The organism is Yersinia sp. 2541 StPb PI, assembly GCF_052217145.1.
In the GTDB taxonomy this organism is placed as follows: domain Bacteria; phylum Pseudomonadota; class Gammaproteobacteria; order Enterobacterales; family Enterobacteriaceae; genus Yersinia; species Yersinia enterocolitica_E.
On the sequence record NZ_JAZGQB010000001.1, the window covers coordinates 2,370,588 to 2,394,436 of the forward strand.

Here is a 23,849-nt window from a genome sequence, read left to right on the forward strand (position 1 = left end):
CATGCAGGAAACTGGGCTTAATAAAACCGTGCTCCACCACATTGTGCACGATAAGGAAATCTGGGTTGCCGCTCGGAAATTGCAACAGCCTCTGGCTAGCTTTCAAAACGATATTACCCTGAGCCAGCGCGACTTTTATCACGCGCTGCAAGGCAGTAAGACCGTTTTTATTCTGGAATGTAAGAAGGCATCCCCGTCTAAGGGGGTTATCCGCGAGAACTTTAATCCGGCAGACATTGCAGCAGTTTATAAAAATTATGCATCGGCCATCTCGGTATTAACCGATGAAAAGTACTTCCAGGGCAACTTTGATTTCTTACCACTCGTCAGTGCTGCCGTCACTCAGCCGGTGCTGTGTAAAGACTTTATTATCGACGCCTATCAGATTCAATTGGCGCGTTTTTATCAGGCTGACGCCATTTTACTGATGCTATCGGTGCTCGATGATGACAGCTATCGCCAACTGGCCGCCGTAGCACACAGCCTAAATATGGGGGTGTTGACCGAGGCCAGTAATGCTGAAGAACTGGATCGGGCAATAGCATTGGGTGCCAAAGTGGTCGGTATTAATAACCGGGATCTGCGTGACTTGTCGATAAGCCTTGATCGCACCCGCGAACTGGCCCCACGGCTGCCAAAAGGTGTCACGGTTATTAGCGAGTCAGGTATTAATAATTACCAACAGGTGCGCGAACTGAGTCACTTTGCCAACGGGTTCCTGATTGGCAGCGCGTTGATGTCTGAACCCGATCTCAATGCTGCGGTGCGCCGTGTGTTACTCGGTGAAAATAAAGTCTGCGGCCTGACCCGCGCTCAAGATGCCGCCGCAGCTTATCAAGCAGGTGCCGTCTATGGTGGTTTAATCTTTGTTGGCAGTTCACCGCGTTATGTGGATATCGCCAAAGCACGGACTGTGATTAGCGGCGCACCATTGAAGTATGTTGGCGTATTCCGTGATGCCAAAATTGAAACTGTGCAGCAAACAGCCGAGCGCCTGTCGCTGGTGGCAGTGCAGTTGCACGGGCAAGAAGATCAGAGCTATATCAATCAACTGCGGGCGATACTGCCTGCCAGTTGCCAAATTTGGCAGGCGTTGCGTGTTGACGATAGTGTACCGCAACGCAACTCACAGCATGTCGAGCGTTATGTTCTGGACCACGGCAACGGTGGCACCGGTCAACGCTTTGACTGGTCATTACTGGCCGGTCAACCGCTGGATAATGTGCTGCTGGCGGGTGGGCTAAGCGCTGACAACTGTTGTGCAGCAGCCCAACTGGGTTGTGCCGGTCTTGATTTCAATTCCGGTGTAGAAAGTGCCCCCGGCATCAAAGATCCACAACTGATCGCCGCTGTATTCCAGACGTTACGCGCTTACTGATGGATAATTTTGCTGGCTAACTTTATTCATGATTCATGGACACACTTTAGTAACCCCATAGGACAGAAAAATGACCACACTTAATCCTTATTTTGGCGAGTTCGGTGGCATGTATGTGCCGCAGATTTTGATGCCAGCATTGAAGCAACTGGAAGAGGCTTTTGTCAGTGCTCAACTGGACCCTGAGTTCCAGGCAGCATTTCAGGATCTGTTAAAGAACTATGCTGGTCGCCCGACCGCGCTAACCCTGTGTCAGAATTTGACCGCTGGGACAAAAACCAAGTTATACCTGAAACGTGAAGACCTGCTGCACGGCGGCGCGCACAAAACCAATCAGGTTTTGGGTCAGGCCTTATTGGCCAAACGCATGGGTAAAACCGAAATCATTGCGGAAACCGGCGCAGGTCAACATGGGGTAGCGTCAGCACTGGCTTGCGCCCTGCTCGGCCTGAAATGCCGTATTTATATGGGTGCCAAAGACATTGAGCGCCAGTCACCCAACGTGTTCCGTATGCGCCTGATGGGGGCTGAAGTGATCCCAGTGCACAGCGGTTCTTCCACCTTGAAAGATGCCTGTAATGAAGCACTGCGCGATTGGTCTGGCAGCTACGAAACCGCCCACTATATGTTGGGAACCGCAGCAGGCCCACACCCTTACCCGACTATCGTGCGTGAATTCCAACGGATGATTGGCGAAGAAACCAAAGCGCAGATGTTAGCCCGGGAAGGCCGTCTGCCGGATGTGGTGCTGGCATGCGTCGGTGGCGGCTCGAATGCGATTGGTATGTTTGCTGATTTTATCGATGAGCCAGGTGTTGCTCTGATTGGTGTTGAGCCGGCAGGGCTGGGTATTGAAACCGGCCAGCACGGTGCACCACTCAAACACGGTAAAGTAGGCATCTATTTCGGTATGAAATCGCCGATGATGCAGACCAGTGACGGCCAGATCGAAGAATCTTACTCAATTTCTGCGGGGTTAGACTTCCCATCCGTAGGGCCACAGCATGCTTATTTAAATAGCATTGGTCGTGCTGATTATGTTTCCGTTACCGATGACGAAGCACTCGATGCCTTTAAAGCGCTGTCATGCAAAGAGGGGATTATTCCAGCACTGGAATCCTCCCATGCCTTGGCCCATGCCTTAAAAATGATTAAAGCGTCGCCGGAAAAAGAACAGATATTGGTAGTGAATCTGTCCGGGCGTGGTGATAAAGACATTTTCACCGTTCACGATATTCTGAAAGCACGGGGAGAGATTTAATGGAGCGTTATCAGCAACTTTTCAATCAGTTAGCAGCCAAAAAAGAAGGGGCATTTGTTCCTTTCGTACAGCTAGGGGATCCAACACCGGCTCTATCTTTAGAGATTATTGATACATTAATTGCCGCAGGTGCCGATGCGTTGGAGCTGGGTATACCATTCTCAGATCCACTTGCAGATGGCCCAACCATTCAAAATGCAGCATTGCGGGCTTTTGCCGCTGGCGTGACACCCGGTATCTGCTTTGAAATGCTGGCGGAAATCCGTAAAAAACACCCCGCTATTCCCATTGGCCTACTGATGTATGCAAATCTGGTATTCCACAATGGAATTGATAGTTTCTACCAGCGTTGTGCTGCTGTCGGTGTCGATTCAGTGCTCATTGCTGACGTACCTTTTGAAGAGTCAGCCCCGTTCCGCGCAGCGGCACTGCGCCATGGGATTGCGCCTATCTTTATCTGCCCACCCAATGCGGACGATGATTTACTGCGCGAGATAGCTTCTCATGGCCGTGGTTACACCTATCTATTGTCACGTGCGGGTGTCACCGGTGCTGAGAATCACGGTCAGCTTGCGCTGAATCATCTGATTGATAAACTGCGTGAATATAATGCCGCCCCAGCACTACAAGGTTTTGGTATTTCAGAGCCAGCACAAGTGAAGACCAGTCTGGCAGCCGGTGCGGCCGGTGCGATTTCAGGCTCCGCGATTGTAAAAATCATTGAAAATAATGTCTCACAGCCCGCTGAGATGTTAGCCCAGTTGTCGCGTTTTGTGACTGAAATGAAAGCGGCAACTCGCGGTTAATCTCACCACCAGCGCCTGATTGTCGGTTCCGATCAGGCGCTATATTCGCTCGAACTTCTCGCCTGCCATGCTATATATCTGCTGCAAATTTGAATTAACACTATTCATAACCAATAATTATGTAACGCCCTAAGCATTTCTTTACATTTTGGATGCGATGAGTGATCAGTAGCACGACGTCAATATGTGTTAATAACGCTTTCAACAAGTTATTTTTTTCGTAATGTCCTGTTAAATTATTGGCAAACATGGAGAGTAATTTATGAAGCTTTTTAAGACCCTTTCAGCCTTATGTATTGTAGTAATCATGGCAATGGCAGTAGCAGCCTGTGCACCAACACCTAAATCTGAAGGCACAGGTGGATATCTGGATGATACTGTGGTGACCACCAAGGTAAAATCGGCGTTACTGGGTGAGAAGAATCTTAAATCTACTGAAATCAGTGTTGAGACCTTTAAAGGACGGGTCCAGTTAAGCGGCTTTGTTAGTTCGCGTCAGGATGCAAACCGTGCAGTACAGATCACCCGTACCGTACCTGGGGTGAAATCTGTTAGTGATAGAATGCAAATCAAATAATCCCCTGTTCGGAGGCGCTCTTCGCGCCTCCTTTGTAGGCCCCCGCAATCACATCAGAGATTCCTCAAAGTTATTGCCGTTGCAGGTAGGCGGCCAGCAAACGCATCCCGATGAGCTGACTCAGGTCAGTGATTCGGGTAAGTGAGTGCAGCTACCCCCCCTGCAGCGGCAAGAGCGAAGGCTATTACCCAAAGTTATTGCCGTTGCAGGTAGGCGGCCAGCAAACGCATCCCGATGAGCTGACTCAGGTCAGTGATTCGGGTAAGTGAGTGCAGCTCCCCCCCTGCAGCGGCAAGAGCGAAGGCTATTACCCAAAGTTATTGCCGTTGCAGGTAGGCGGCCAGCAAACGCATCCCGATGAACTGACTCAGGTCAGTGATTCGGGTAAGTGAGTGCAGCTAACACCCCTGCAGCGGCAAGAGCGAAGGGTAATTAGAAACGATAGCCCGCGCCAAACATAAACACCCATGGATCAAGACGGGTATGAATACTTTGCTCTTCACCCCCGGCTTTGAATTTCACGTCAGTTTCGATATTCATCCACCAGACCGACATATTCAGCATCCAGTTTTCACTGACCATGTAGTCCATACCCGCTTGCCCAGCAATACCCCACGAATCTTTAACACTTAAATCCGTCAAACCGGCACCTTGCCCTGTGTTATTAAATTTCTCATCAAAGAAGGTGGTGTAGTTCAGGCCGATACCCAGATACGGGCGCAGTTTGTCTTGTTTATCGCGGAAATAGTATTGCGCCATTAAGGTTGGCGGCAATTGCTTAACTTCAGCAATGGTACCGGTTGCCTCCAGACCAATTTTATGGCGGAACGGCGTAGCAGCCAGCAATTCTACACCGATGTTATCAGTAATCAGATAGCTGAAGGTCAGCCCTAACTGAGTATTGTTATCCGCTTTGAAGGAACCGTAACCTAATACATCATCAGACCCGGCATTTGGTCTGACTGTTGCTGTCCCTGCCCGGAAAATATAATCGCCTGCTTGATGCGCGCTTGCCGCAATGGGAGCCAGAGCTGCTACAGCTAACAATGCCAAAGTGACTTTTTTCATTATCCATTCCATTTGTAGGTATATTCGCGAGCAAAATATACCCATAAATGAGTATTCATGATCCAATCGAGATCACATCTTTGGTAACAAATTAAATAAATCCTATTTTATGTAAGGTTATTTAATTCCTTAATAATATTGAAATTGATCTGGATCATAGAAACCATTTAGCCGCAAATTGTGCTGACAGTCATTGATGAAAAATGGAACTGTTGTCATGCTGCTATGCTTGGATGTTGTATGTGTGAAATCGCGATCGGTTGGCTGTTTACTTTGTAAGGAGCAGTAGATTCAAGATGAACGCTGAAATTAATCCGTGTCAGAACTGTGGTGCGTGTTGCGCCTATTTTAGAGTGTCGTTCTATTGGGCTGAAGCCAAAGAGGGAGGCGGTACAGTGCCCAACGCCATGACCGAACAAGTCACACCCTTTATAAGCTGTATGTCCGGTACTAACTGTAAATCCCCCCGTTGCAGTGCACTTCAAGGTGAAGTCGGTCACACTGTTTCCTGTACAATTTATGGCGACCGCCCACCACCCTGTTATGAATTTGAACGCTCAGGGGATGCCGGAATTCATAATCCGCACTGTGACCGCGCCCGTGCGCACTATGGGTTACCACCGTTAGCTATTGATAACGTCGAGGTAATCAGATTAGAAGAAATCACTGCTAGATTAATGACAGGATCCCACAGCGCCTCATAACAAGGTATAATCATCGGCTAGCGCTATTTTTTCGATCCCAAGGAGCTTTCATGCCTATCACGGCTAACAGTTTATACCGTGACAGTTTTAACTTTTTACGTAATCAACTGCCGGCAATCCTGCTGCTGGCTTTACTGACTGCGTTCATTACCGTCATGCTGAATCAGGCATTTATCCCTGATGCTGAACAACTGGGTATTTTAAGTGCTGCGGACAGTGATATTGCGTCATCAGCAAGTGTCAGTATCAGTGAGATAGTATCGCAGATGACACCGGAGCAGCAGATGGTGCTGCTTAAAGTCTCTGCGGCGGCCACCTTTTCTGCCTTAGTCGGTAACGTGTTATTAGTCGGTGGAATGCTAACCCTGATTTCTATGGTATCGACGGGCCGTCGGGTCAGTGCATTGCAAGCTATTGGTATTTCAGTACCGATCTTGCCTCGCTTACTGCTGCTGATGTTTATCGGTACTTTGTTGATTCAGTTAGGATTAACAATATTTATCGTGCCTGGTGTGGTCATTGCTGTCGCGTTATCACTCTCACCGATCATCGTGACCACAGAGAAAGTAGGTGTTTTCTCGGCCATAAGAGTCAGTATTAAATTAGCATTTGCCAATGTGCGGTTAATCATCCCTGCGATGATGCTGTGGATAGCGGCCAAATTGATTCTGTTGTATCTGGTAAGCCACCTGACTATTTTGCCAACACCGATTGCGACTATTATTTTAAGTGCGCTTAGCAATCTGGTTTCTGCATTATTGCTGGTGTATTTGTTCCGTTTATATATGTTGTTGCGCCCTGCCACTCCAGCGGAGTAAGTACCCCGCCAAGTAAAAGCAAAAAGGGCCATTACGGCCCTTTTTGTTCATCAATGATTGATACCTATGCACTAACTTCAGGCTCGGCACCTATCTCTGGTTCTTGTTTCTCTGCCACCCGCTGCTTACTTTGAATCAGTTTTAGTGCCAGATAGAGATCCGGTACCAGAATTAGGTCATTATCCTGACTTTTCAATTTATTAACTCTAAACCAGCGTGTTAGTTCGGTACGTCTTCCCGCCAGTATCAACTTAATATTGCGTTGCTTCAGGTCACGTTTAAGCTCATCAATCGCCGATAGAACACTGATATCGGCATAGGTAAAACTGGCAACCGCATCAATAACCACCCAATCTGCCTGATGGGGGGTGCTGTCAACCAAATTCAAAATCCGCCGCTTAAAGTACGCCACGTTAAAATAGGTCAGAGGTGAATTAAAACGATAAATCATCACGCCGGGTACAGGTTTGATCCCATTGCCGCTACGCATTGAATGGATCATACCATCAGCATTAACCCCTAATAACTGTTCTGTTGGGCGGAATACCGTGCGCAGGAACTGCAATAGCCCCAATAGTACCGCCAATCCAATACCACTAATCACGCCGACCAATACTACGCTGACAAAAGTAAATATCGCTAAATAGAAAGCCTGAGTATTACGTTTACGTAATTGCCATAAACTCCTGAATCCCAGCAGTGACCAGGCAGCATAAATCAGCACCACGCCCAGCGCTGCGATCGGGATAAATTGCAACGGTCGGGTTAAAAACAGCAACACCATCGCAATCATCAACGCAGCAATAATAGAAACCAACTGGCTTTTGCCATTATTGGCGTCATTTACGGCTGTACGGGTACTGGCCCCACTGATAGCAAAACCTTGTGATAGCGCTGAAACAATGTTGGTAATACCCAAGGCGCGCAGTTCTACATCGGCATCCACCTCATAACCATTTTTGGCGGCAAAACTACGCGCGGTCAGCATCATGCTAACAAAACTGACCACGGCCAGGTTAAGTGCCGGGATAACCATATCGCGCAGCAGGCCGGGTTGGAAATCAGGCCAATGCACCATTGGCAAGCCACCATCGAACCCGCCGACCACCGCCACACCAAATTGCTGCATATTGGCAGCCCAGGAAACAAAGGTCGCCATGACGATCGCCAACAGCGGTGCAGGCCAGTTTGGTCGTAACCACTTAACACCATACAGCACCACAAAAGTCAGTAGTGAAATGGCGACGGTGGGCAAATGGCTATTAATTAAATTATGGGGTAATGCCAGTACCCGCTCAATCAGTTGTGGGGGGCGGGTCATAAAACCAAAAACCTTACCGAGCTGATCGACAATAATGGTAATTGCCACCCCATTAAGTAACCCGGTCAATATTGGCCGGGATAATAGATCAGCCAAAGCCCCCAGTTTGAAACGACTGGCCACCAGACACCATGTGCCCATCATCAATGTCATCATGATGGTGAGCTGCCAATGCACCTCACTGCTCCCCGCAGCCAGTGGCGCGACCACAGCGGCAATCACCGCACAAGTTGCCGCATCAGGTCCGACGATTAATTGTCGCGATGAACCAAAGAAAGCGTAGGCAATCATCGGCAAAATACAGGAGTACAAACCAACAGCGGCACTAACCCCCGTCAATTCAGCATAAGCAATAGCAATAGGTAATGCGACTGCGGCCACGGATAGACCCGCCCTGACATCGGGTTTGAGCCATTCACGTTCATACGCCATCAATTGGGTCAAACCCGGCATCCAGTACCGAAGTGATCTTCTCTGCATATTTACTCCACAACACCTAACCCAATAATTATTACTCATCATGCTGGGTTAACGCACTACTGGCAATATGCTGACAAAATCTGTTACTTGTTTATCGTAAGTTTCTGCAAATTCCACTGGCAGAGCGCGCATTCCGACGGATAATTAAGGATAATAGTATTTTACCGCTGGTACCCTCACACCACTGAATCCGGTATAGTCGGGCTGTGTACAAATGATGGATTGATTCATGAAGCAACTTTTAGATTTTCTCCCGCTGGTCGTATTTTTCGTTTTCTACAAGATGTATGACATTTTTGTCGCCTCAGGGGCGCTGATTGTCGCGACACTACTCGCGTTAGCCTTTACCTGGGTTAAGTACCGTAAAGTAGAAAAGATGACATTAGTTACCGCTGTTATGGTGCTGGTATTCGGGACCTTGACGCTCACATTCCACAGCGACTTATTCATTAAATGGAAAGTGACGGTGTTATATGCACTGTTTGCTGTTGCTTTGTTAATAAGCCAATGGGTTATGAAAAAACCATTGATTCAGCGCATGCTGGGTAAAGAGCTAACGCTACCAGATGCGGTATGGTCAACACTGAATATGTCATGGGCGCTGTTCTTCTTAGCTTGTGGCCTGCTGAACATTTATGTCGCGTTCTGGTTACCGCAAGATATTTGGGTAAACTTTAAAGTCTTTGGTTTAACCGCACTCACCCTGATATTCACATTGATCAGTGGCGTTTATATTTACCGGCATATGCCGGAAGAACAGAAAAAGTCATAATCTTAAATAATAGCTCCCAACATCATTGAGACTGCAGACAGGCATCGCCCTGCGGCCTCAATGACGTTGGTATATTTGCGCTTATTGAAATTTCAGTGAGCCATTCCAGGTGAATAGATTTACTTTTAGAAGTAGGCAGAGATGACTCAGGAACAATTATCACCTCGCGGTGAGCAATCATTACCTAATGGTGAATTGGTACTTCGTACCCTTGCAATGCCCGCAGACACTAATGCTAATGGTGATATATTTGGCGGTTGGTTAATGTCACAAATGGATATTGGCGGAGCCATTCAGGCCAAAGAGATAGCTCAAGGGCGAGTTGTCACTGTTCGGGTGGATGGGATGACCTTCCTCAAGCCAGTCGCTGTGGGCGATGTGGTTTGTTGCTATGCCCGCTGTATTAAAACCGGCCGTAGCTCAATTACCATCAATATTGAAGTCTGGGTGAAAAAGGTCTCTTCTGAGCCAATCGGGCAGCGCTATCGTGCCACTGAAGCGGTATTTACCTATGTAGCGGTGGATGATGCCGGTAAAGCCCGTGCGCTACCTAACGGCAGAGGGAATTTCGAGGTTGGCGCAACGCAATAACCGTTGGCCGAGTTTGTCCTGACGCAAAAAAAGGATCGCCCTGTATAACAGCGACCCTTTTCTTATTATGATATTTGCTGATTACTCAATAGCAGACTGAGTAATATCATAATAACCTTAGTTCATTTCCATATTGCCGCCGATCTTGAACACAATGGTGGTGACATAATCTTTAGCCGCAACCGCTTCAAATCGCCATTTACGCATCACTTGCTTCACCTCACGCTCAAAGGTATTACGCGGCGTCGCTTCCAAAACGCGCACATTAGTGACACGACCATTTTCGTCAATATCGTATTGGACCTTAACCTGCCCTTCGACCCCCAAAGCCAGTGCCCTTGCCGGATAAGTTGGCTTCGCCTTACTCAAGGCTCTTGGCCCAGCCGTGGTTGATGCCCCCGGGACTGACGCTTTCGGCGCGGCTTTTACCGGCGCATTATTGGCAACCAGTGCTGGCTCATCAGATTTAAACGGCTTGTCATCCGGTGGTGCTTCGCTCTTCTTCACTACCGGCTTTTTAACTTCTTTTTTCACCGGTTTAGGCTTGGGCTTTGGTTTCGGCTTCACCGGTTCAGGAATCGGTACAGGCACAGGTTCTGGCAACACCTCAGGCTCTGGCGGTGTTTCTTCAACGGGTTCCGGTTCGGCCTGTGGCTCCGCCGCCGCTGGTTGTGGTGCGGCAAAGGTCGCTATATTGACCATCGTAACGGCCAGCGGTGCATCCTCTATTTCAGGTTGTACCTTCATTTGCTCGACAGAAACGTACAGTAATGCCGCAACTACGCTGCCATGTAAACCAACTGAAAATACGATTGGCCATGTAAGCCGTCGACCCAGGAAAAATTTATTTAGCTGCATAATAATTCAATGTCCTCTAATGCAGCTAAGTGTAAATGCAAATAGCAATCATATTCAATAAGCAACCGCAAACAATCTTCCTCAACAGCCTTAAATGATGCTTTAAACGGCAATATCAACCAAATAATACTTTCTCGTTACGCTTAGTTATCATTTTATTTCATTATTAACTACCGGTGTATTCATCTGAGAATTTTAGATGCCGCCCTTTCTGCACCTTATTGAATTTATGGATAGAACATGGTGTTATGGCGCAACGAATACAAATCATCATATTGAGGTATATACCCTAAATAATTCGAGTTGCAGGAAGGCAGCCAATGCAGCCAATGCAGCCAATGCAGCCAATGCAGCTTGCAGTATGACGGGTATGACAATTTTAAAGGTGAAACATGCTTTATATAATCTTTGCAACGGATGTCCCTGATTCACTTGATAAGCGCTTATCCGTTCGCCCTGCACATCTGGCCCGCCTGCAAGTATTGCAGGATCAAGGTCGCCTACTGACAGCAGGCCCGAACCCAGCCATTGATAGCGCAGACCCCGGTGCTGCCGGATTTACTGGATCGACTGTTATCGCCGAATTTGCCTCGCAACAAGAGGCTGAATACTGGGCGGAACAAGACCCTTATAGCGCGGCTGGTGTGTATCAGTCGGTTATTGTAAAACCCTATAAACGGGTATTCTGAATCACTACAGATGTCTAACATCTATCCAGCCATAGACAAAGTCGGTTGCATGTAGCCATCTCGTCAGGCGATTACATGTATTTAATTATCTTTACTTATAATTACTGAGAATCATTGTCTAATCAGATATCGATTTTTCTATCGTGACGTTGAGTCATTTTGTTAAATGCGGAGATGAAGACTATGCAGTGTCCAGTATGCAAAGATACCCAACTGGTGATGTCTGAACGTAAGAGCATTGAGATCGATTATTGCCCTAACTGCCGTGGTGTATGGCTGGATCGCGGAGAACTGGATAAAATCATTGAAAAATCGGCTGAAAGTACACCGACATCAACATCAGCGCCATACTCTGACACCAGAGAACGTGAACGCGATAATCACGGATATGCAAAGCCTAAACACTACAAAAAGAAAAGTTTCCTCTCAGAGTTATTTGATTAACCACACAGATTGTTTTGCGCTGTGGTGGTAAACAATAGTCAACTTGATCATACGCCTGAATACAGGCGTATTTGATTTTATACTACCAGCCAGAACAAAGACGTTAACGCCGCCTTAAGCTTTGTAGTGCTTCAGCCAATGCTCTTCGCATGCCTCAACTGCTTTATCCAGCATATGCGCCGGTGCTTTTAAAATCATATGGTCTTTTCTTACCCAAACCGGATAAGTGTGTTTGCCAGCAGCAATGACTTGCTCAGAATAAATAGCAGCATGGTATACCAGCTCAGATTCTTCACAATAAATCTCGTACTTATAAAGTGCGGTGCTAACTTTTAAATCCCCGAAGAATACTGTTTTAGCTAATTTATATTGAGACATGAACTATAGCCTTTACCGAAGTAGGGACTCTATCATCCACTCATCAGCCAGATATAACTGTGATATCCACTACAAAAAGTACCCTAAGTTGATGTCCTATCGGAAAAATTTAGCTTTATTCGAGCGACAACTTCTCCACCTCAATCAACGGAAATGAACTAAATAGATAACCTTGCATGGCATCCACCCCGAGATCAGATAACTGAGTAAGCTGTTGATGAGTTTCTACCCCCTCAACTATCACGCACTGGCAGTGCTCACGAAGTCGTGTCAGCAGGTTATCGAACGTGGCACTTCCCCCCCATTGCCAGTAAAAGTGCTTATCAATTTTGACACATTCAAAGAACCCACTGGCAACGGCCGCCAGGTGAGCATTACCGCTACCAAAATCGTCCAACCATAATGAATATCGTTCAGCCAGCTTACTTAATAGTGTGTTCTTCGGCCCATCGCTGAGATTGGGAAAACTCTCCATTATTTCTAGCCGGATAAAGGGCATCATAGCTAATAATGATATGACATCTTCGTCATACAGCACCGTCTGAGCCATATCAAAATCTATATTAATTGAGAGTATTATTTGTTGGTCAATAAACCATTTCTGCTGTGATTTTACCGCACATAATTGGTCAAACAGCAGCTTAGCCTTCATTTGAGCATTAAGTTGATGAAGGAAGCGCTCAGTATAAATAGGCGATTTAAAAGAGGCCGTTGTGAACCGACTCAATAACTCCACAGCAAATAACTTACCATTCTGCCAGTAAACTGGTTCACAGATAAAAGTGCAATCAACTGCAATGTTTAGCCTGCTATCCACAGTAAAACCCTTTTATTTGATTAGAACAGCAGTATTGATCAATTGATAAAATTGATCAATTTTTTATTATTGATCACTAAAAACGATATAAGAGATTCCCAAATGTAGCAACCACTCTGAACAACCCATTGATAGATAAGAAAGTATTATTTAATCATGATGATTATCAATGTTATTATTTCATAATCATTTATTTCATAGGAGAATGGTCGCTTCGAACAACCAAACAGTAACACCCCTGAAACTGAATGATTAGAACGAAGCGACCTAATATATATGGTAGCGCGATGTCATTCTGATGTGAAATAAACTTATAAATGACTATTCTGCACCTTTTATTATTAGTAGTAACATCAGAATTATCGCATTTTGATAATTTAGGATAGGAGTGATTTTTCTGCGAAGAAAAACACTATTTAAAGTAGAAAATATCATTCCAGAATTTAACGCCAGCAACAAATTATTGACAAGTTCATCTGCAACAGCTCAGTTCCGGCAAGTATAATATGAGATATTTTGTGGTGGGAAGTTAATAAAAGCTCAGTGTTTACTATGATTAAAACAAAAACAGCCTCATAAAGAGACTGTTTTTATTACTACCACAGCGGACTACCATTCATAAGCTACAGTGAACAATAGCGCCCGACGATGCTGATGCTCGTGGAGCTGCCTGACACAATAGATATGGCGATAGCGCCGTGATTGACCTTCAAGCCAGCGATTTCTTCGGCGCTGATTTTGCCGCAGCATACGCCAACGGCCCACCTCATTCTTACTCCGTCTCATGAAACAATTCTTCCAAAGCTGAGAACTGGGCTATTATAAACCTTTCATCTTGTGAGCCAAGCCGCTGCACGGCGAAATCGTGGGTTTAGTCCAAATAGCTTATTTAGCTCAGCGTGGGAAGATTAAAAAAATCCCGTTAAATATTTAATTACCCGTTGCAAGTCCTTTAGCTTAAAAGATTTTATCCAGTAATATATCTGATTAAAGGTTTCGCCTTTGCAATACTGTGCGTACACTCTTTAGTGACCGTTTGTGAACAGGACTTCCGCCCTTATGACAACATTTTATACCGTAATCAGTTGGCTCTCGGTTTTTGGCTATTGGTTGCTTATTGCCGGGGTAACATTGCGTATTCTGATGAAACGCAGAGCCGTTCCTTCGGCTATGGCATGGCTGCTGGTTATTTATATTCTGCCGTTAGTTGGGATAATTGCGTATCTCTCATTTGGTGAACTTCATCTCGGCAAGCGCCGTGCTGAGCGAGCAAAAGCGATGTGGCCATCCACTGCTCGCTGGTTAAGTGAACTGAAAGACTGCCAACACATTTTTGCCACTTCAAATAGCGAAGTCGCTACCCCATTATTCCAATTATGTGAACGCCGCCAAGGCATCAGCGGCGTTAAAGGTAATCAATTACAGTTATTGACCACCACCGATGACACATTAAAAGCACTGGTACGTGACATTGAACTGGCCCGTCACAATATCGAGATGGTGTTCTATATCTGGCAGCCTGGTGGCTTGGTTGATCAAGTTGCCGAATCGTTAATGGCGGCAGCGCGCCGAGGTGTTCATTGCCGATTGATGCTGGACTCCGCCGGTAGCCAACAATTCTTTCGCACCCCCTATCCGGCGATGATGCGCAATGCTGGGATTGAGGTGGTCGAAGCACTCAAAGTCAATGTGTTCCGGGTCTTTCTGCGCCGAATGGATTTGCGTCAACACCGTAAAATTGTGTTGATTGATAATTATGTTGCTTACACCGGTAGCATGAATATGGTTGATCCTCGGTTTTTCAAGCAAGATGCCGGCGTAGGTCAATGGATCGATATGATGGCACGGATGGAAGGCCCGGTAGCCACCACCATAGGTATCGTATATGCCTGCGACTGGGAGATTGAAACCGGCAAACGTATTCTACCCCCGCCGCCTGATACTAATATCATGCCGTTTGAAGAAGAGAGCGGTCATACCATTCAGGTTATTGCCTCTGGCCCTGGATTCCCTGAGGAAATGATTCATCAGGCATTATTAATGGCGGTGTATGCAGCCCGTGAGCAGTTAATCATGACGACGCCATATTTCGTGCCTAGCGATGACCTGCTGCATGCCATCTGTACCGCAGCACAACGTGGTGTTGATGTCAGCATTATTGTTCCTCGAGACAACGACTCGATGATGGTCCGTTGGGCTAGCCGGGCATTCTTCTCCGAATTGTTGGAAGCGGGCGTTAAAGTTTATCAGTTTGAAGGTGGCCTATTGCACAGCAAAAGTGTGCTGGTCGACGGTCAACTAAGTTTGGTTGGTACGGTCAATCTGGATATGCGCAGCTTATGGTTGAACTTTGAAATCACGCTGGTCATTGATGATGATGGTTTTGGTGCAGATTTGGCGCAAGTTCAGGACGACTACATTGCCCGCTCGGTACTGTTAGATGGTGAATTGTGGAATAAACGCCCTCTCTGGCATCGCGTTACTGAACGATTATTCTACTTTTTCAGCCCGTTACTGTAATAACTGAGGCGGCTGGTGGTATGCCTATTGTAGATTCTCTGAGTTATTGACTTCAGATAGCATAATAATTGTAAAAGCGGCATAGAGAATGTTTTAATGAGCGCAATCTGCAAATAACAAACGGGAATCGGCAAATGGACCAGAATAGACAAGAGCCAAGCTTAATGGATCTCAATAACCGCCTGACTGAAGATGAAACACTGGAACAGGCTTACGATATCTTTCTGGAGCTGGCGGGGGACAATCTCGATCCGGCAGATATTTTATTGTTTAACCTTCAGTTTGAAGAGCGTGGCGGTGCGGAGTTATTTGATCCAGCCGAAGATTGGCAAGAACATGTCGATTTTGATTTAAACCCTGATTTTTTCGCCGAAGTTGTTATCGGCCTTGCTGATAGTGATGGTGAAGAGATTAATGATGTATTTGCGCGAGTTCTTCTGTGCCGCGAAAAAGACCATAAACTTTGCCATATTTTGTGGAAAGAGTGATCGTTACACGACCCTTCCCCCATGGCTGCTAATACCGTAATCATAACAACCCCCGTCATTTCTCTGACGGGGGTTTTGCTTTTGGACAATCACTATCAGAATGTTATAGCGGATCGACTTTCAGACAAGATACCGCGTGGCGGAAGCTACCCTCTAACAGTGGGCGGGTTTTCGCACACTCCGGCCCGGCAATCGGACAACGAGTGCGAAATACACAGCCTGATGGCGGATTAATCGGTGAAGGCAGTTCCCCCTCCAGTAGCTGAATCACTTTCGCCCTTTCTTTGTCAGGATCAGGGATAGGTACCGCCGACATGAGCGCCTTGGTATAGGGATGCTGTGGATTATGATAAACCTCATCGTAGGTCCCCAGCTCCACTGCGTGGCCTAAATACATCACCAGAACCCGATCAGAAATATGCTTCACCACCGCTAAATCATGGGCGATGAATATTAGTGACAAGCCCATTTCGCGCTGTAATTGCTGTAACAGGTTCACCACTTGCGCCTGAATTGACACATCAAGCGCGGAGACCGGTTCATCACAGATAACCAGCTTCGGTTCAAGAATCAATGCACGAGCAATACCAATACGTTGACACTGCCCCCCCGAAAATTCATGGGGATATCGGTTGATCAAGTTAGGCAACAAGCCGACCTTAAGCATCATTGCTTTAACTTTATCTTTAATTTCTTGACGCGACATTTTGGGATGATAAGTTCGCAGCGGCTCAGCGATGATTTCACCGATGGTCATACGCGGGTTTAGTGAAGCCAGTGGATCCTGGAATATCATCTGAATATCACTACGGGTCGCGCGCCATTGTGCATCACTCAGGCTAAGCAAATCTTTACCTAACCATGAAACACTGCCACTGGTCGCTTTCACCAAACCAATAATGGCACGGGCGAATGTTGATTTGCCACAGCCAGATTCGCCAACCACACCTAAGGTTTCACCTTCATACAAGCGCAATGTTACACCATCAACAGCTTTTAGTGTTTTTGATGGCTGCCAGAACCATTGTTTGCCATCCTGAATATCAAAATGGACTTTTAGATCAGCCACTTCTAGCAATACTTTCTTCTCAGTCATGGCATTCATACTAGTTCCCCTACTGGCTTATAACAGGCACGTAAACGGCCATCACCAAAATGCTCCAATGGCGGGGCCACGCCACAGCGATCCATGGCATATTGGCAACGCGGTTGGAATGGGCAACCTTTCGGCAAGCGCAATAAATTCGGCGGATTACCCGGTATCGTCATAAGAGATTCGCCTTCAGCATCAAGACGAGGAACCGCATTCAGTAGACCAATAGAATAAGGGTGACTTGGGTGATAAAACACATCGCGGGCCTGACCATACTCCATCGTTCGCCCTGCATACATCACCAGAACTTTATTGCAGATTCCGGCAACGACGCCAAGGTCATGGGTGATCATGATAATCGCGGTATTGAATTCATGCTTTAGCTCATTCAGCAACGTCATGATTTGTGCTTGAACGGTGACATCAAGTGCCGTTGTTGGCTCATCGGCAATCAATAATTTAGGGCGGCACAACAGCGCCATTGCAATCATTACCCGCTGACGCATACCACCAGAGAACTCATGGGGATACATGCGCATGCGCTTACGTGCTTCTGGCATTTTTACCGCATCAAGCATACGAATTGACTCTTCAAATGCTTCGCTTTTACTCATCTTTTTATGCAGTTGCAGCACTTCCATTAGCTGCTCACCAACACGCATATAAGGATTCAACGAGGTCATTGGGTCTTGGAATATCATCGAGATTTCCTCAGCCCGCAAACGGTTTAACTGTTTTTCCGGCAGATTTAAGATTTCGCGGCCATTAAACTTTGCAGACCCCCCTATCCGGCCATTACTGGCCAGCAACCCCATCAAAGCAAAAGCTGTTTGCGATTTCCCTGAGCCTGACTCACCTACAATGCCTAATGTTTCACCCGCACGCAGATCAAAATTAAGGGCGTTAACTGCCGTTACATCACCATCTGGCGTACCAAAAGTCACGGTTAAATCTTTTACATCCAGCAGGATATTTTGTTCCAACTGTCTATTTTGTTCCAACAATGCCGATTGCTGAACAGCAGACCGATTATCAATAGTCGTCATAGTGCTACTCCTCAGCGATCTTTCGGATCGAGGGCATCACGCAAGCCATCGCCGATAAAGTTGAAACAGAACAAGGTCACTACCAGAAAACCGGCAGGGAACATCAGCAACCATGGCGACACTTCCATGGAGTTGGCGCCATCACTTAGCAATGCGCCCCAACTACTCAAGGGTTCTTGGGTGCCTAAGCCGAGGAAACTCAGGAAAGATTCAAACAAAATCATACTGGGAACCAGTAAAGAAGCGTACACCACCACCACACCCAACACGTTCGGAACGATATGACGCAATACGATATTACGTGTGGAAACACCGCCCACCAATGCGGCCTCAATAAACTCTTTCCGTTTCAAACTTAATGTTTGTCCACGAACAATACGCGCCATATCCAGCCAGGACACCATACCGATCGCCACAAATATCAATAGAATATTCTGGCCAAAGAAGGTCACTAACAGAATAACGAAGAACATGAAGGGGAATGAGTTAAGAATCTCCAACAGGCGCATCATCAGTGAATCGACTTTCCCGCCGAGATAGCCCGATAAAGAGCCATACAAGGTGCCGACAACCACAGCAACCAACGCCGCAGCCACCCCCACCATCAATGAGATCCGACCACCAATAGCAACACGAACCAACAGATCCCGACCAGAAGAGTCAGTACCGAAGTAGTGCCCAGACTCAATATTCGGGGCGGCTGACATCATGCCCCAGTCCGTGTCTGAATAAGTAAACTGCGCTAACATCGGCGCCAAAATAACAAATAGGGTAATTAACATTAGGATCACCAAACTGGTGATCGCCGCGCGGTTATGAACAAAACGACGGCGGGCATCCTGCCAAAGGCTGCGCCCTTCAACTTCCAGTTTTTCACTGAAAACTTCCAGAGCTTCGCTATTTTTATTGCTCAACATAATTGGCGTGCTCCAGTGCTAGTAACGGATTTTAGGATCGATAACGGCATACAGCACGTCAACAATCGCATTGAATAAAATAGTCAAAGCGCCGACTAAAATGGTCAAACTCAGCACCAAAGAGTAATCGCGGTTTAACGCTCCGTTGACAAACAACTGACCAATGCCCGGCAAACCAAAGATGGTCTCAATAACCATCGAACCGGTGATAATCCCTACAAACGCAGGTCCCATATAGGATAAAACAGGCAACAACGCCGGTTTTAATGCATGGCGTAATACGATGGTCCGCAGTGGTAATCCCTTCGCTCGCGCCGTACGGATAAAGTTAGAGTGAAGAACCTCAATCATTGAGCCACGGGTAATACGCGCAATGCTGGCGATATAAGCCAACGACAGCGCGACCATCGGCAAAATGATAAACTTCGGCGCTCCGCCATTCCAACCACCACCCGGTAACCATTTCAATATAATGGCAAAAACCAACACTAATAAGGGGGCGACCACAAAACTCGGGATGACCACCCCAGTCATGGCAAAGCCCATTACCGTATAATCCCATTTGGTATTTTGATTCAGTGCCGCAATGACCCCAGCACTAACTCCTAATACTACTGCGAGTAAAAATGCTGCAAAACCAAGCTTCGCAGAGACGGGAAACGATGCAGACACCAGATCGTTCACAGTGTAATCTTTATATTTAAACGAAGGCCCAAGATCGCCATGTGCAAGTTGACCCAAGTAGTTGAAATACTGTTTATAAACCGGGTCGTTGAGGTGATATTTTGCCTCAATATTGGCCATAACTTCAGGAGGAAGATTACGCTCGCCAGTAAACGGACTTCCTGGGGCGAGACGCATCATAAAAAATGAAATGGTTATCAAAATAAAAAGTGTCGGAATCGCTTCCAGACAGCGGCGTAGAATAAATTTTAACATTGCCTGTACCTTTAGCCTCTTACTGCGACTTTATATTATCAACGCAATAAGGGCAGCACGCTAATTCAGCTGCTGCCCTTAATATATTAGTGCTTGATAATATAAAGATCTTTTACGTGCATATTATCCAGTGGGTCTTTACCGGTATATCCACCGACATAAGGTTTCACTAAGCGGGCATTCACATAGTAGAACAACGGCACAATAGCAGAATCTTTATCCAGCAATACCTCAGCTTGTTGATACAAACCGGCACGCTCTTTTTCAGATTTTACTTTCAGCGTATCTTGGATCAACTTATCAAAGGCTGGGCTCTTATAATGCACCGTGTTATTGCTGCTGTCAGATAGCATCATGTTCAGGAATGACGACGGTTCGTTATAGTCAGCACACCAGCCAGCACGCGCTACATCGAAAGTGCCTTGATGGCGGGTATCAAGGAAGGTTTTCCATTCCTGATTTTCCAGCTTAACGTCAACACCCAGATTTTTCTTCCAAATAGATGCTGCCGCAATAGCCAATTTTTTGTGTAGATCAGATGTGTTATACAACAGGTTAAATTTCAGTGGTTTATCTTGTGTGTAGCCAGCTTCAGCCAGCAACTTCTTAGCCACTTCATTACGTTTTTCCTGGGTCCAGCCAAACCATTCTGGTGGGGTCAATTCTGCGCCGCTGGTGTACGGAGGCGTAAAGCCATAGGCAGGTAAATCACCTTGGTTTTTCACTTTGTTCACGATGATATCGCGATCCATACCCAGTTTCAGTGCTTCACGAACGCGTGCATCGGTGAATGGCGCTTTTTGGTTATTGATTTCGTAATAATAGGTGCACAGATACGGGTCAACATGAACTTCTTGTGGGATCTCTTTTTTAAGTTTCTGGAATAATTCAATCGGCATGTTGTTATAGGTCATGTCGATCTCGCCGCTGCGGTAGCGGTTAACATCAGTCACTTCAGAAGAGATTGGCAGGTAAGTAACCTGATTGATAACTGTTTTCGCATTATCCCAATAGGTTGGGCTGCGTTCTAACACAATACGTTCGTTAACGGTCCAATCTTTTAACTTATAGGCACCATTACCGACAAAATTCTGTGGCTGAGTCCACTTCTCACCAAACTTCTCAACCACAGTTTTATTAACTGGAGACATGGATGGATGAGCTAACAGTTTATCTAAATAAGGAACAGGTTCGGTCAACGTGACTTCCAAAGTATGGTCATCTAACGCTTTTACACCCAAGGTATCAGGTGATTTTTTGCCGGTAATAATATCGTCGATATTCGCGATATGGGCATATTGTACATAACTCGCATACGGAGAAACTGTTTTAGGGTCCGCCAGACGTTGCCAGCTATAAACGAAATCATGTGCTGTTACAGGGTCACCGTTTGACCATTTAGCATCTTTACGCAGATGGAAAGTCCAAACTTTAAAGTCTTTGTTATCCCAACTTTCAGCGACACCAGGCAGAATCTTGCCGTTTGGATCGTTAATAACCAACCCTTCCAATAAATCGCGCGAAATATTGGATTCAGGCACACCTTCAATTTTATGCGGATCCAGTGACTGAGGTTCGGAACCATTATTGCGAACTAAAACCTGTTTCTCGGCCAGTTGTACACCTGCCGGCACATTGGCGGCAAAGGCAGTTCCCACAGCCATCATACCCATAGCAGCAGCGATACCTGCGGCCAGGAAAGTTTTCTTTGTGATGTTGGTCATGCTGATATCTACTCCAGATTTTATTATTGCGTCGCTCAGAGACTGAGCAAGCTTCACCTTTAAAAGGTATCTTTAAATCACATTGCGCGGGGAACGAACCCGGCCATGTAATGCCCTATATGTATTAGCATCAGACTAAAATCGGTACTGTGCTATACATCCCTATTACCTTGTCTGTCTCTTATTTGCTGTCATGCCACCGCGATTTTCGCTTGTGAACAATTGACATATAAGTCTGTTTTGCTGCGATAAACTTTTATAACTTAATATTTACTGCAACTTACGCATATAAAGATTTTTTAAATCCACTAAATCTTGTGGGTCTTTACCGGTAAATCCGCCGACAGTTGGCCGAATAAGTCGAACACTGACTCGATAATAGACCGGCACCATTGCAGAATCTTTATCCAATAAGTTCTCTGCCTGTTGATATAAAGCAGCGCGCGCCTCGACACTCGAAGTCGTCAGCGTTTTAGCTAACAGCGCATCGAATGCTGGATTTTTATAGAAGAAAGTATTATTGCTGCTATCCGATAGCAGCATATTCAGAAAAGCGGTCGGCTCATTGTAGTCACCACACCATGTTGCTCTGGCAACATCAAATTGCCCTTGATGGCGGCTTTCTAGAGAGGTTTTCCATTCTTGATTCTGCAAGGTAACGGTAGCACCCAAGTTTTTCTGCCACATAGAGGCAGCGGCAATCGCCTGCTGCTTATTTTGATCTGAGGTGTTATAAAGCAACGTAAACTTTAATGGATTTTGGGCATTGAAACCGGCCTCGGCAAGCACTCTTTTCGCCTCTGCATTGCGTTGTTCTTGAGTCCAGTTGGCCCATTCTGGCAATGCGAAATTACCCCCTGCGGTAAATGTCGGGGTAAAGCCATAGGCAGGGATCTGCCCTTGCCCCATAATTTTAGTCGCAATAATGTCGCGATCCAGCGTTAATTTAATTGCCGTTCTCACTCTGACGTCAGTGAATGGTGCTTTTTTATTATTAATTTCGTAATAGAAAGTACAGAGGTATGGGCTGATATGAACCTGCGATGGCAGATCCTTTTTCATTTTGGCAAATAAATTCGGGGGAATGGCACTGTTAGTCATATCGATTTCGCCGCTGCGATAGCGATTAATATCACTGACTTCTGACGTTATCGGTAAAAAAGTCGCCTTATTGATGACCGTTTCGTTGTTATTCCAGTAAGTCGGGCTACGCTCCAGCACAATCCGCTCATTAACCACCCATTCTTTTAACTGAAAAGCGCCATTACCGATAAAATTTTGTGGTAGAGTCCATTTATCACCATACTTTTCAACAGCCTCACGCTTAACCGGCTTCATCGAGGTGTGAGATAACATGCTGATAAAATAAGGAACCGGTTCCGTTAGCGTCACTTGCAAGGTTTTGCTATCTAATGCCTTAACACCTAATTCATCCGGTTTTTTGGTCCCTTTCAATACCTCGTCAACATTCTCAATTTGGGCATACTGCAAATAACTGGCATAAGGTGAACCCACTTTAGGGCTAGCCAAACGCTGCCAACTATAGACAAAATCCTGAGCAGTGACCGGAGTTCCATCACTCCACACGGCGTTATCTCGCAAATGGAAGGTCCAGACTTTATAACCGTCATTATCCCAGCGTATGGCAACTGCCGGAATTATATGCCCATTAGCATCATTGCTCACCAGACCTTCTAATAAATTCAGAATAATATTGGTTTCAGGAATGCCTTCAACCTTATGCGGGTCTAATGAGGCAACCTCGGAACCATTATTAATGGTAATACTCTGATCTATCGCTAATGCCACACTGGCCGGAACTGCCGCCGCCATTGATACAGCCGAAAATGACAAACCCAGAATAGCGCCAATTATTGCCAGTGGTGGTTGCTTAAACTTTATTTGCATTTCAAACCGCCCTTTTACGAGATTTCGTGATGTTTTTCTCAAGGTTTACGTCAATCTGCTGCCCACAACGACTAGCAATAACTATTCCAAAAATCAAAATTCGGTTTAGTTTCATTAAAAAACAAGAAATCTCTTGTCGGGAAGTTGTCCGAAAACTAACAGAACCCGAAATCTGACGCCAATAAATTTTACAGAAATGTTAAGCAATTCTCTTTTCTACAGAGTAACTAACGATATTACCTATCTTAATTA

The 23,849-nt window shown here is 46.0% G+C and carries 25 protein-coding genes; 13 read left to right on the forward strand and 12 right to left on the reverse strand.

What is annotated here, in order from left to right:
• Nucleotide 1: 1 nt before the first annotated feature.
• The 5 genes from trpCF to V1953_RS10535 all read left to right on the forward strand — a co-directional run bounded on the left by trpCF (nucleotide 2) and on the right by V1953_RS10535 (nucleotide 4,414).
• A complete protein-coding gene (gene trpCF, locus V1953_RS10515; RefSeq protein WP_083158926.1) occupies nucleotides 2-1,378 on the forward strand; it encodes a bifunctional indole-3-glycerol-phosphate synthase TrpC/phosphoribosylanthranilate isomerase TrpF in 1,377 nt (458 codons plus the stop codon).
• Between the two features lie 70 nt (nucleotides 1,379-1,448).
• The gene (trpB, locus tag V1953_RS10520) at nucleotides 1,449-2,639 is read left to right on the forward strand and encodes a tryptophan synthase subunit beta (RefSeq protein ID WP_083158927.1); all 1,191 of its coding nucleotides are present in this window, start codon (nucleotides 1,449-1,451) and stop codon (nucleotides 2,637-2,639) included.
• Nucleotides 2,639-3,445: a tryptophan synthase subunit alpha gene (gene trpA, locus V1953_RS10525; protein WP_083158928.1), complete on the forward strand. Its 807-nt coding sequence runs from the start codon at nucleotides 2,639-2,641 to the stop codon at nucleotides 3,443-3,445. Before trpB ends, trpA begins: the two co-directional genes overlap by 1 nt.
• A gap of 262 nt (nucleotides 3,446-3,707) precedes the next feature.
• Entirely contained in the window at nucleotides 3,708-4,022 is a 315-nt protein-coding gene (locus tag V1953_RS10530; RefSeq protein ID WP_083158929.1) for a BON domain-containing protein, read from the forward strand.
• A gap of 269 nt (nucleotides 4,023-4,291) precedes the next feature.
• Nucleotides 4,292-4,414, forward strand: coding sequence for a hypothetical protein (locus V1953_RS10535; protein ID WP_442850885.1), 123 nt, complete (start codon nucleotides 4,292-4,294; stop codon nucleotides 4,412-4,414).
• A gap of 40 nt (nucleotides 4,415-4,454) precedes the next feature.
• On the opposite strand, the gene ompW is transcribed toward V1953_RS10535, so the two are convergent.
• A complete protein-coding gene (gene ompW, locus V1953_RS10540; protein WP_083158930.1) occupies nucleotides 4,455-5,090 on the reverse strand; it encodes an outer membrane protein OmpW in 636 nt (211 codons plus the stop codon).
• A 296-nt stretch (nucleotides 5,091-5,386) separates the two neighbouring features.
• Here ompW and V1953_RS10545 point away from each other — a divergent pair, with 296 nt between their 5' ends.
• Together V1953_RS10545 and V1953_RS10550 are read left to right on the forward strand one after the other, a co-directional pair.
• The gene (locus V1953_RS10545; protein ID WP_193784665.1) at nucleotides 5,387-5,794 is read left to right on the forward strand and encodes a YkgJ family cysteine cluster protein; all 408 of its coding nucleotides are present in this window, start codon (nucleotides 5,387-5,389) and stop codon (nucleotides 5,792-5,794) included.
• A gap of 50 nt (nucleotides 5,795-5,844) precedes the next feature.
• On the forward strand, nucleotides 5,845-6,612 hold the full coding sequence (locus V1953_RS10550) for a YciC family protein (protein WP_442850886.1): 768 nt from the start codon (nucleotides 5,845-5,847) through the stop codon (nucleotides 6,610-6,612).
• A gap of 64 nt (nucleotides 6,613-6,676) precedes the next feature.
• Here V1953_RS10550 and V1953_RS10555 read toward each other — a convergent pair whose 3' ends face one another.
• Nucleotides 6,677-8,413: a SulP family inorganic anion transporter gene (locus V1953_RS10555; RefSeq protein WP_083158933.1), complete on the reverse strand. Its 1,737-nt coding sequence runs from the start codon at nucleotides 8,411-8,413 to the stop codon at nucleotides 6,677-6,679.
• Nucleotides 8,414-8,642: 229 nt separating this feature from the next.
• Between V1953_RS10555 and V1953_RS10560 the strand changes: the two genes are divergently transcribed.
• Complete coding sequence (locus V1953_RS10560; protein ID WP_083158934.1) at nucleotides 8,643-9,185, forward strand: septation protein A; 543 nt, start codon at nucleotides 8,643-8,645, stop codon at nucleotides 9,183-9,185.
• Nucleotides 9,186-9,326: 141 nt separating this feature from the next.
• The gene (gene yciA / locus V1953_RS10565; protein WP_050110472.1) at nucleotides 9,327-9,776 is read left to right on the forward strand and encodes an acyl-CoA thioester hydrolase YciA; all 450 of its coding nucleotides are present in this window, start codon (nucleotides 9,327-9,329) and stop codon (nucleotides 9,774-9,776) included.
• A gap of 117 nt (nucleotides 9,777-9,893) precedes the next feature.
• On the opposite strand, the gene tonB is transcribed toward yciA, so the two are convergent.
• Nucleotides 9,894-10,634: a TonB system transport protein TonB gene (gene tonB / locus V1953_RS10570; protein ID WP_420073394.1), complete on the reverse strand. Its 741-nt coding sequence runs from the start codon at nucleotides 10,632-10,634 to the stop codon at nucleotides 9,894-9,896.
• Between the two features lie 392 nt (nucleotides 10,635-11,026).
• Between tonB and V1953_RS10575 the strand changes: the two genes are divergently transcribed.
• Together V1953_RS10575 and V1953_RS10580 are read left to right on the forward strand one after the other, a co-directional pair.
• Complete coding sequence (locus V1953_RS10575) at nucleotides 11,027-11,323, forward strand: YciI family protein (RefSeq protein ID WP_372569142.1); 297 nt, start codon at nucleotides 11,027-11,029, stop codon at nucleotides 11,321-11,323.
• Nucleotides 11,324-11,506: 183 nt separating this feature from the next.
• The gene (locus V1953_RS10580) at nucleotides 11,507-11,767 is read left to right on the forward strand and encodes a TFIIB-type zinc ribbon-containing protein (protein ID WP_083158937.1); all 261 of its coding nucleotides are present in this window, start codon (nucleotides 11,507-11,509) and stop codon (nucleotides 11,765-11,767) included.
• Between the two features lie 114 nt (nucleotides 11,768-11,881).
• Here V1953_RS10580 and V1953_RS10585 read toward each other — a convergent pair whose 3' ends face one another.
• The 3 genes from V1953_RS10585 to V1953_RS10595 form a co-directional block, all read right to left on the reverse strand.
• Nucleotides 11,882-12,145, reverse strand: a complete 264-nt coding sequence (locus V1953_RS10585; protein ID WP_083158938.1) for a hypothetical protein — start codon at nucleotides 12,143-12,145, stop codon at nucleotides 11,882-11,884.
• A 115-nt stretch (nucleotides 12,146-12,260) separates the two neighbouring features.
• On the reverse strand, nucleotides 12,261-12,962 hold the full coding sequence (locus V1953_RS10590) for an EAL domain-containing protein (RefSeq protein WP_083158939.1): 702 nt from the start codon (nucleotides 12,960-12,962) through the stop codon (nucleotides 12,261-12,263).
• A gap of 609 nt (nucleotides 12,963-13,571) precedes the next feature.
• Complete coding sequence (locus V1953_RS10595; RefSeq protein WP_071843552.1) at nucleotides 13,572-13,748, reverse strand: YciY family protein; 177 nt, start codon at nucleotides 13,746-13,748, stop codon at nucleotides 13,572-13,574.
• A 273-nt stretch (nucleotides 13,749-14,021) separates the two neighbouring features.
• Between V1953_RS10595 and cls the strand changes: the two genes are divergently transcribed.
• The gene (gene cls, locus V1953_RS10600) at nucleotides 14,022-15,482 is read left to right on the forward strand and encodes a cardiolipin synthase (RefSeq protein ID WP_083158940.1); all 1,461 of its coding nucleotides are present in this window, start codon (nucleotides 14,022-14,024) and stop codon (nucleotides 15,480-15,482) included.
• A gap of 164 nt (nucleotides 15,483-15,646) precedes the next feature.
• The gene (locus V1953_RS10605) at nucleotides 15,647-15,970 is read left to right on the forward strand and encodes an HI1450 family dsDNA-mimic protein (RefSeq protein WP_032819973.1); all 324 of its coding nucleotides are present in this window, start codon (nucleotides 15,647-15,649) and stop codon (nucleotides 15,968-15,970) included.
• 103 nt (nucleotides 15,971-16,073) lie between these two features.
• Here the strand turns inward: V1953_RS10605 and oppF are convergent, their stop codons facing one another.
• The 6 genes from oppF to V1953_RS10635 form a co-directional block, all read right to left on the reverse strand.
• A complete protein-coding gene (gene oppF / locus V1953_RS10610; protein ID WP_372558962.1) occupies nucleotides 16,074-17,075 on the reverse strand; it encodes a murein tripeptide/oligopeptide ABC transporter ATP binding protein OppF in 1,002 nt (333 codons plus the stop codon).
• Complete coding sequence (locus tag V1953_RS10615; RefSeq protein ID WP_083158942.1) at nucleotides 17,072-18,109, reverse strand: ABC transporter ATP-binding protein; 1,038 nt, start codon at nucleotides 18,107-18,109, stop codon at nucleotides 17,072-17,074. Before V1953_RS10615 ends, oppF begins: the two co-directional genes overlap by 4 nt.
• 11 nt (nucleotides 18,110-18,120) lie before the next feature.
• A complete protein-coding gene (gene oppC / locus V1953_RS10620; protein WP_083158943.1) occupies nucleotides 18,121-19,029 on the reverse strand; it encodes an oligopeptide ABC transporter permease OppC in 909 nt (302 codons plus the stop codon).
• 15 nt (nucleotides 19,030-19,044) lie between these two features.
• Nucleotides 19,045-19,965, reverse strand: coding sequence for an oligopeptide ABC transporter permease OppB (oppB, locus tag V1953_RS10625; protein WP_083158944.1), 921 nt, complete (start codon nucleotides 19,963-19,965; stop codon nucleotides 19,045-19,047).
• An 86-nt stretch (nucleotides 19,966-20,051) separates the two neighbouring features.
• Nucleotides 20,052-21,689, reverse strand: coding sequence for an oligopeptide ABC transporter substrate-binding protein OppA (gene oppA / locus V1953_RS10630; RefSeq protein ID WP_372558960.1), 1,638 nt, complete (start codon nucleotides 21,687-21,689; stop codon nucleotides 20,052-20,054).
• A gap of 270 nt (nucleotides 21,690-21,959) precedes the next feature.
• Nucleotides 21,960-23,597, reverse strand: a complete 1,638-nt coding sequence (locus tag V1953_RS10635; RefSeq protein ID WP_420073319.1) for an ABC transporter substrate-binding protein — start codon at nucleotides 23,595-23,597, stop codon at nucleotides 21,960-21,962.
• Between the last annotated feature and the right edge of the window lie 252 nt (nucleotides 23,598-23,849).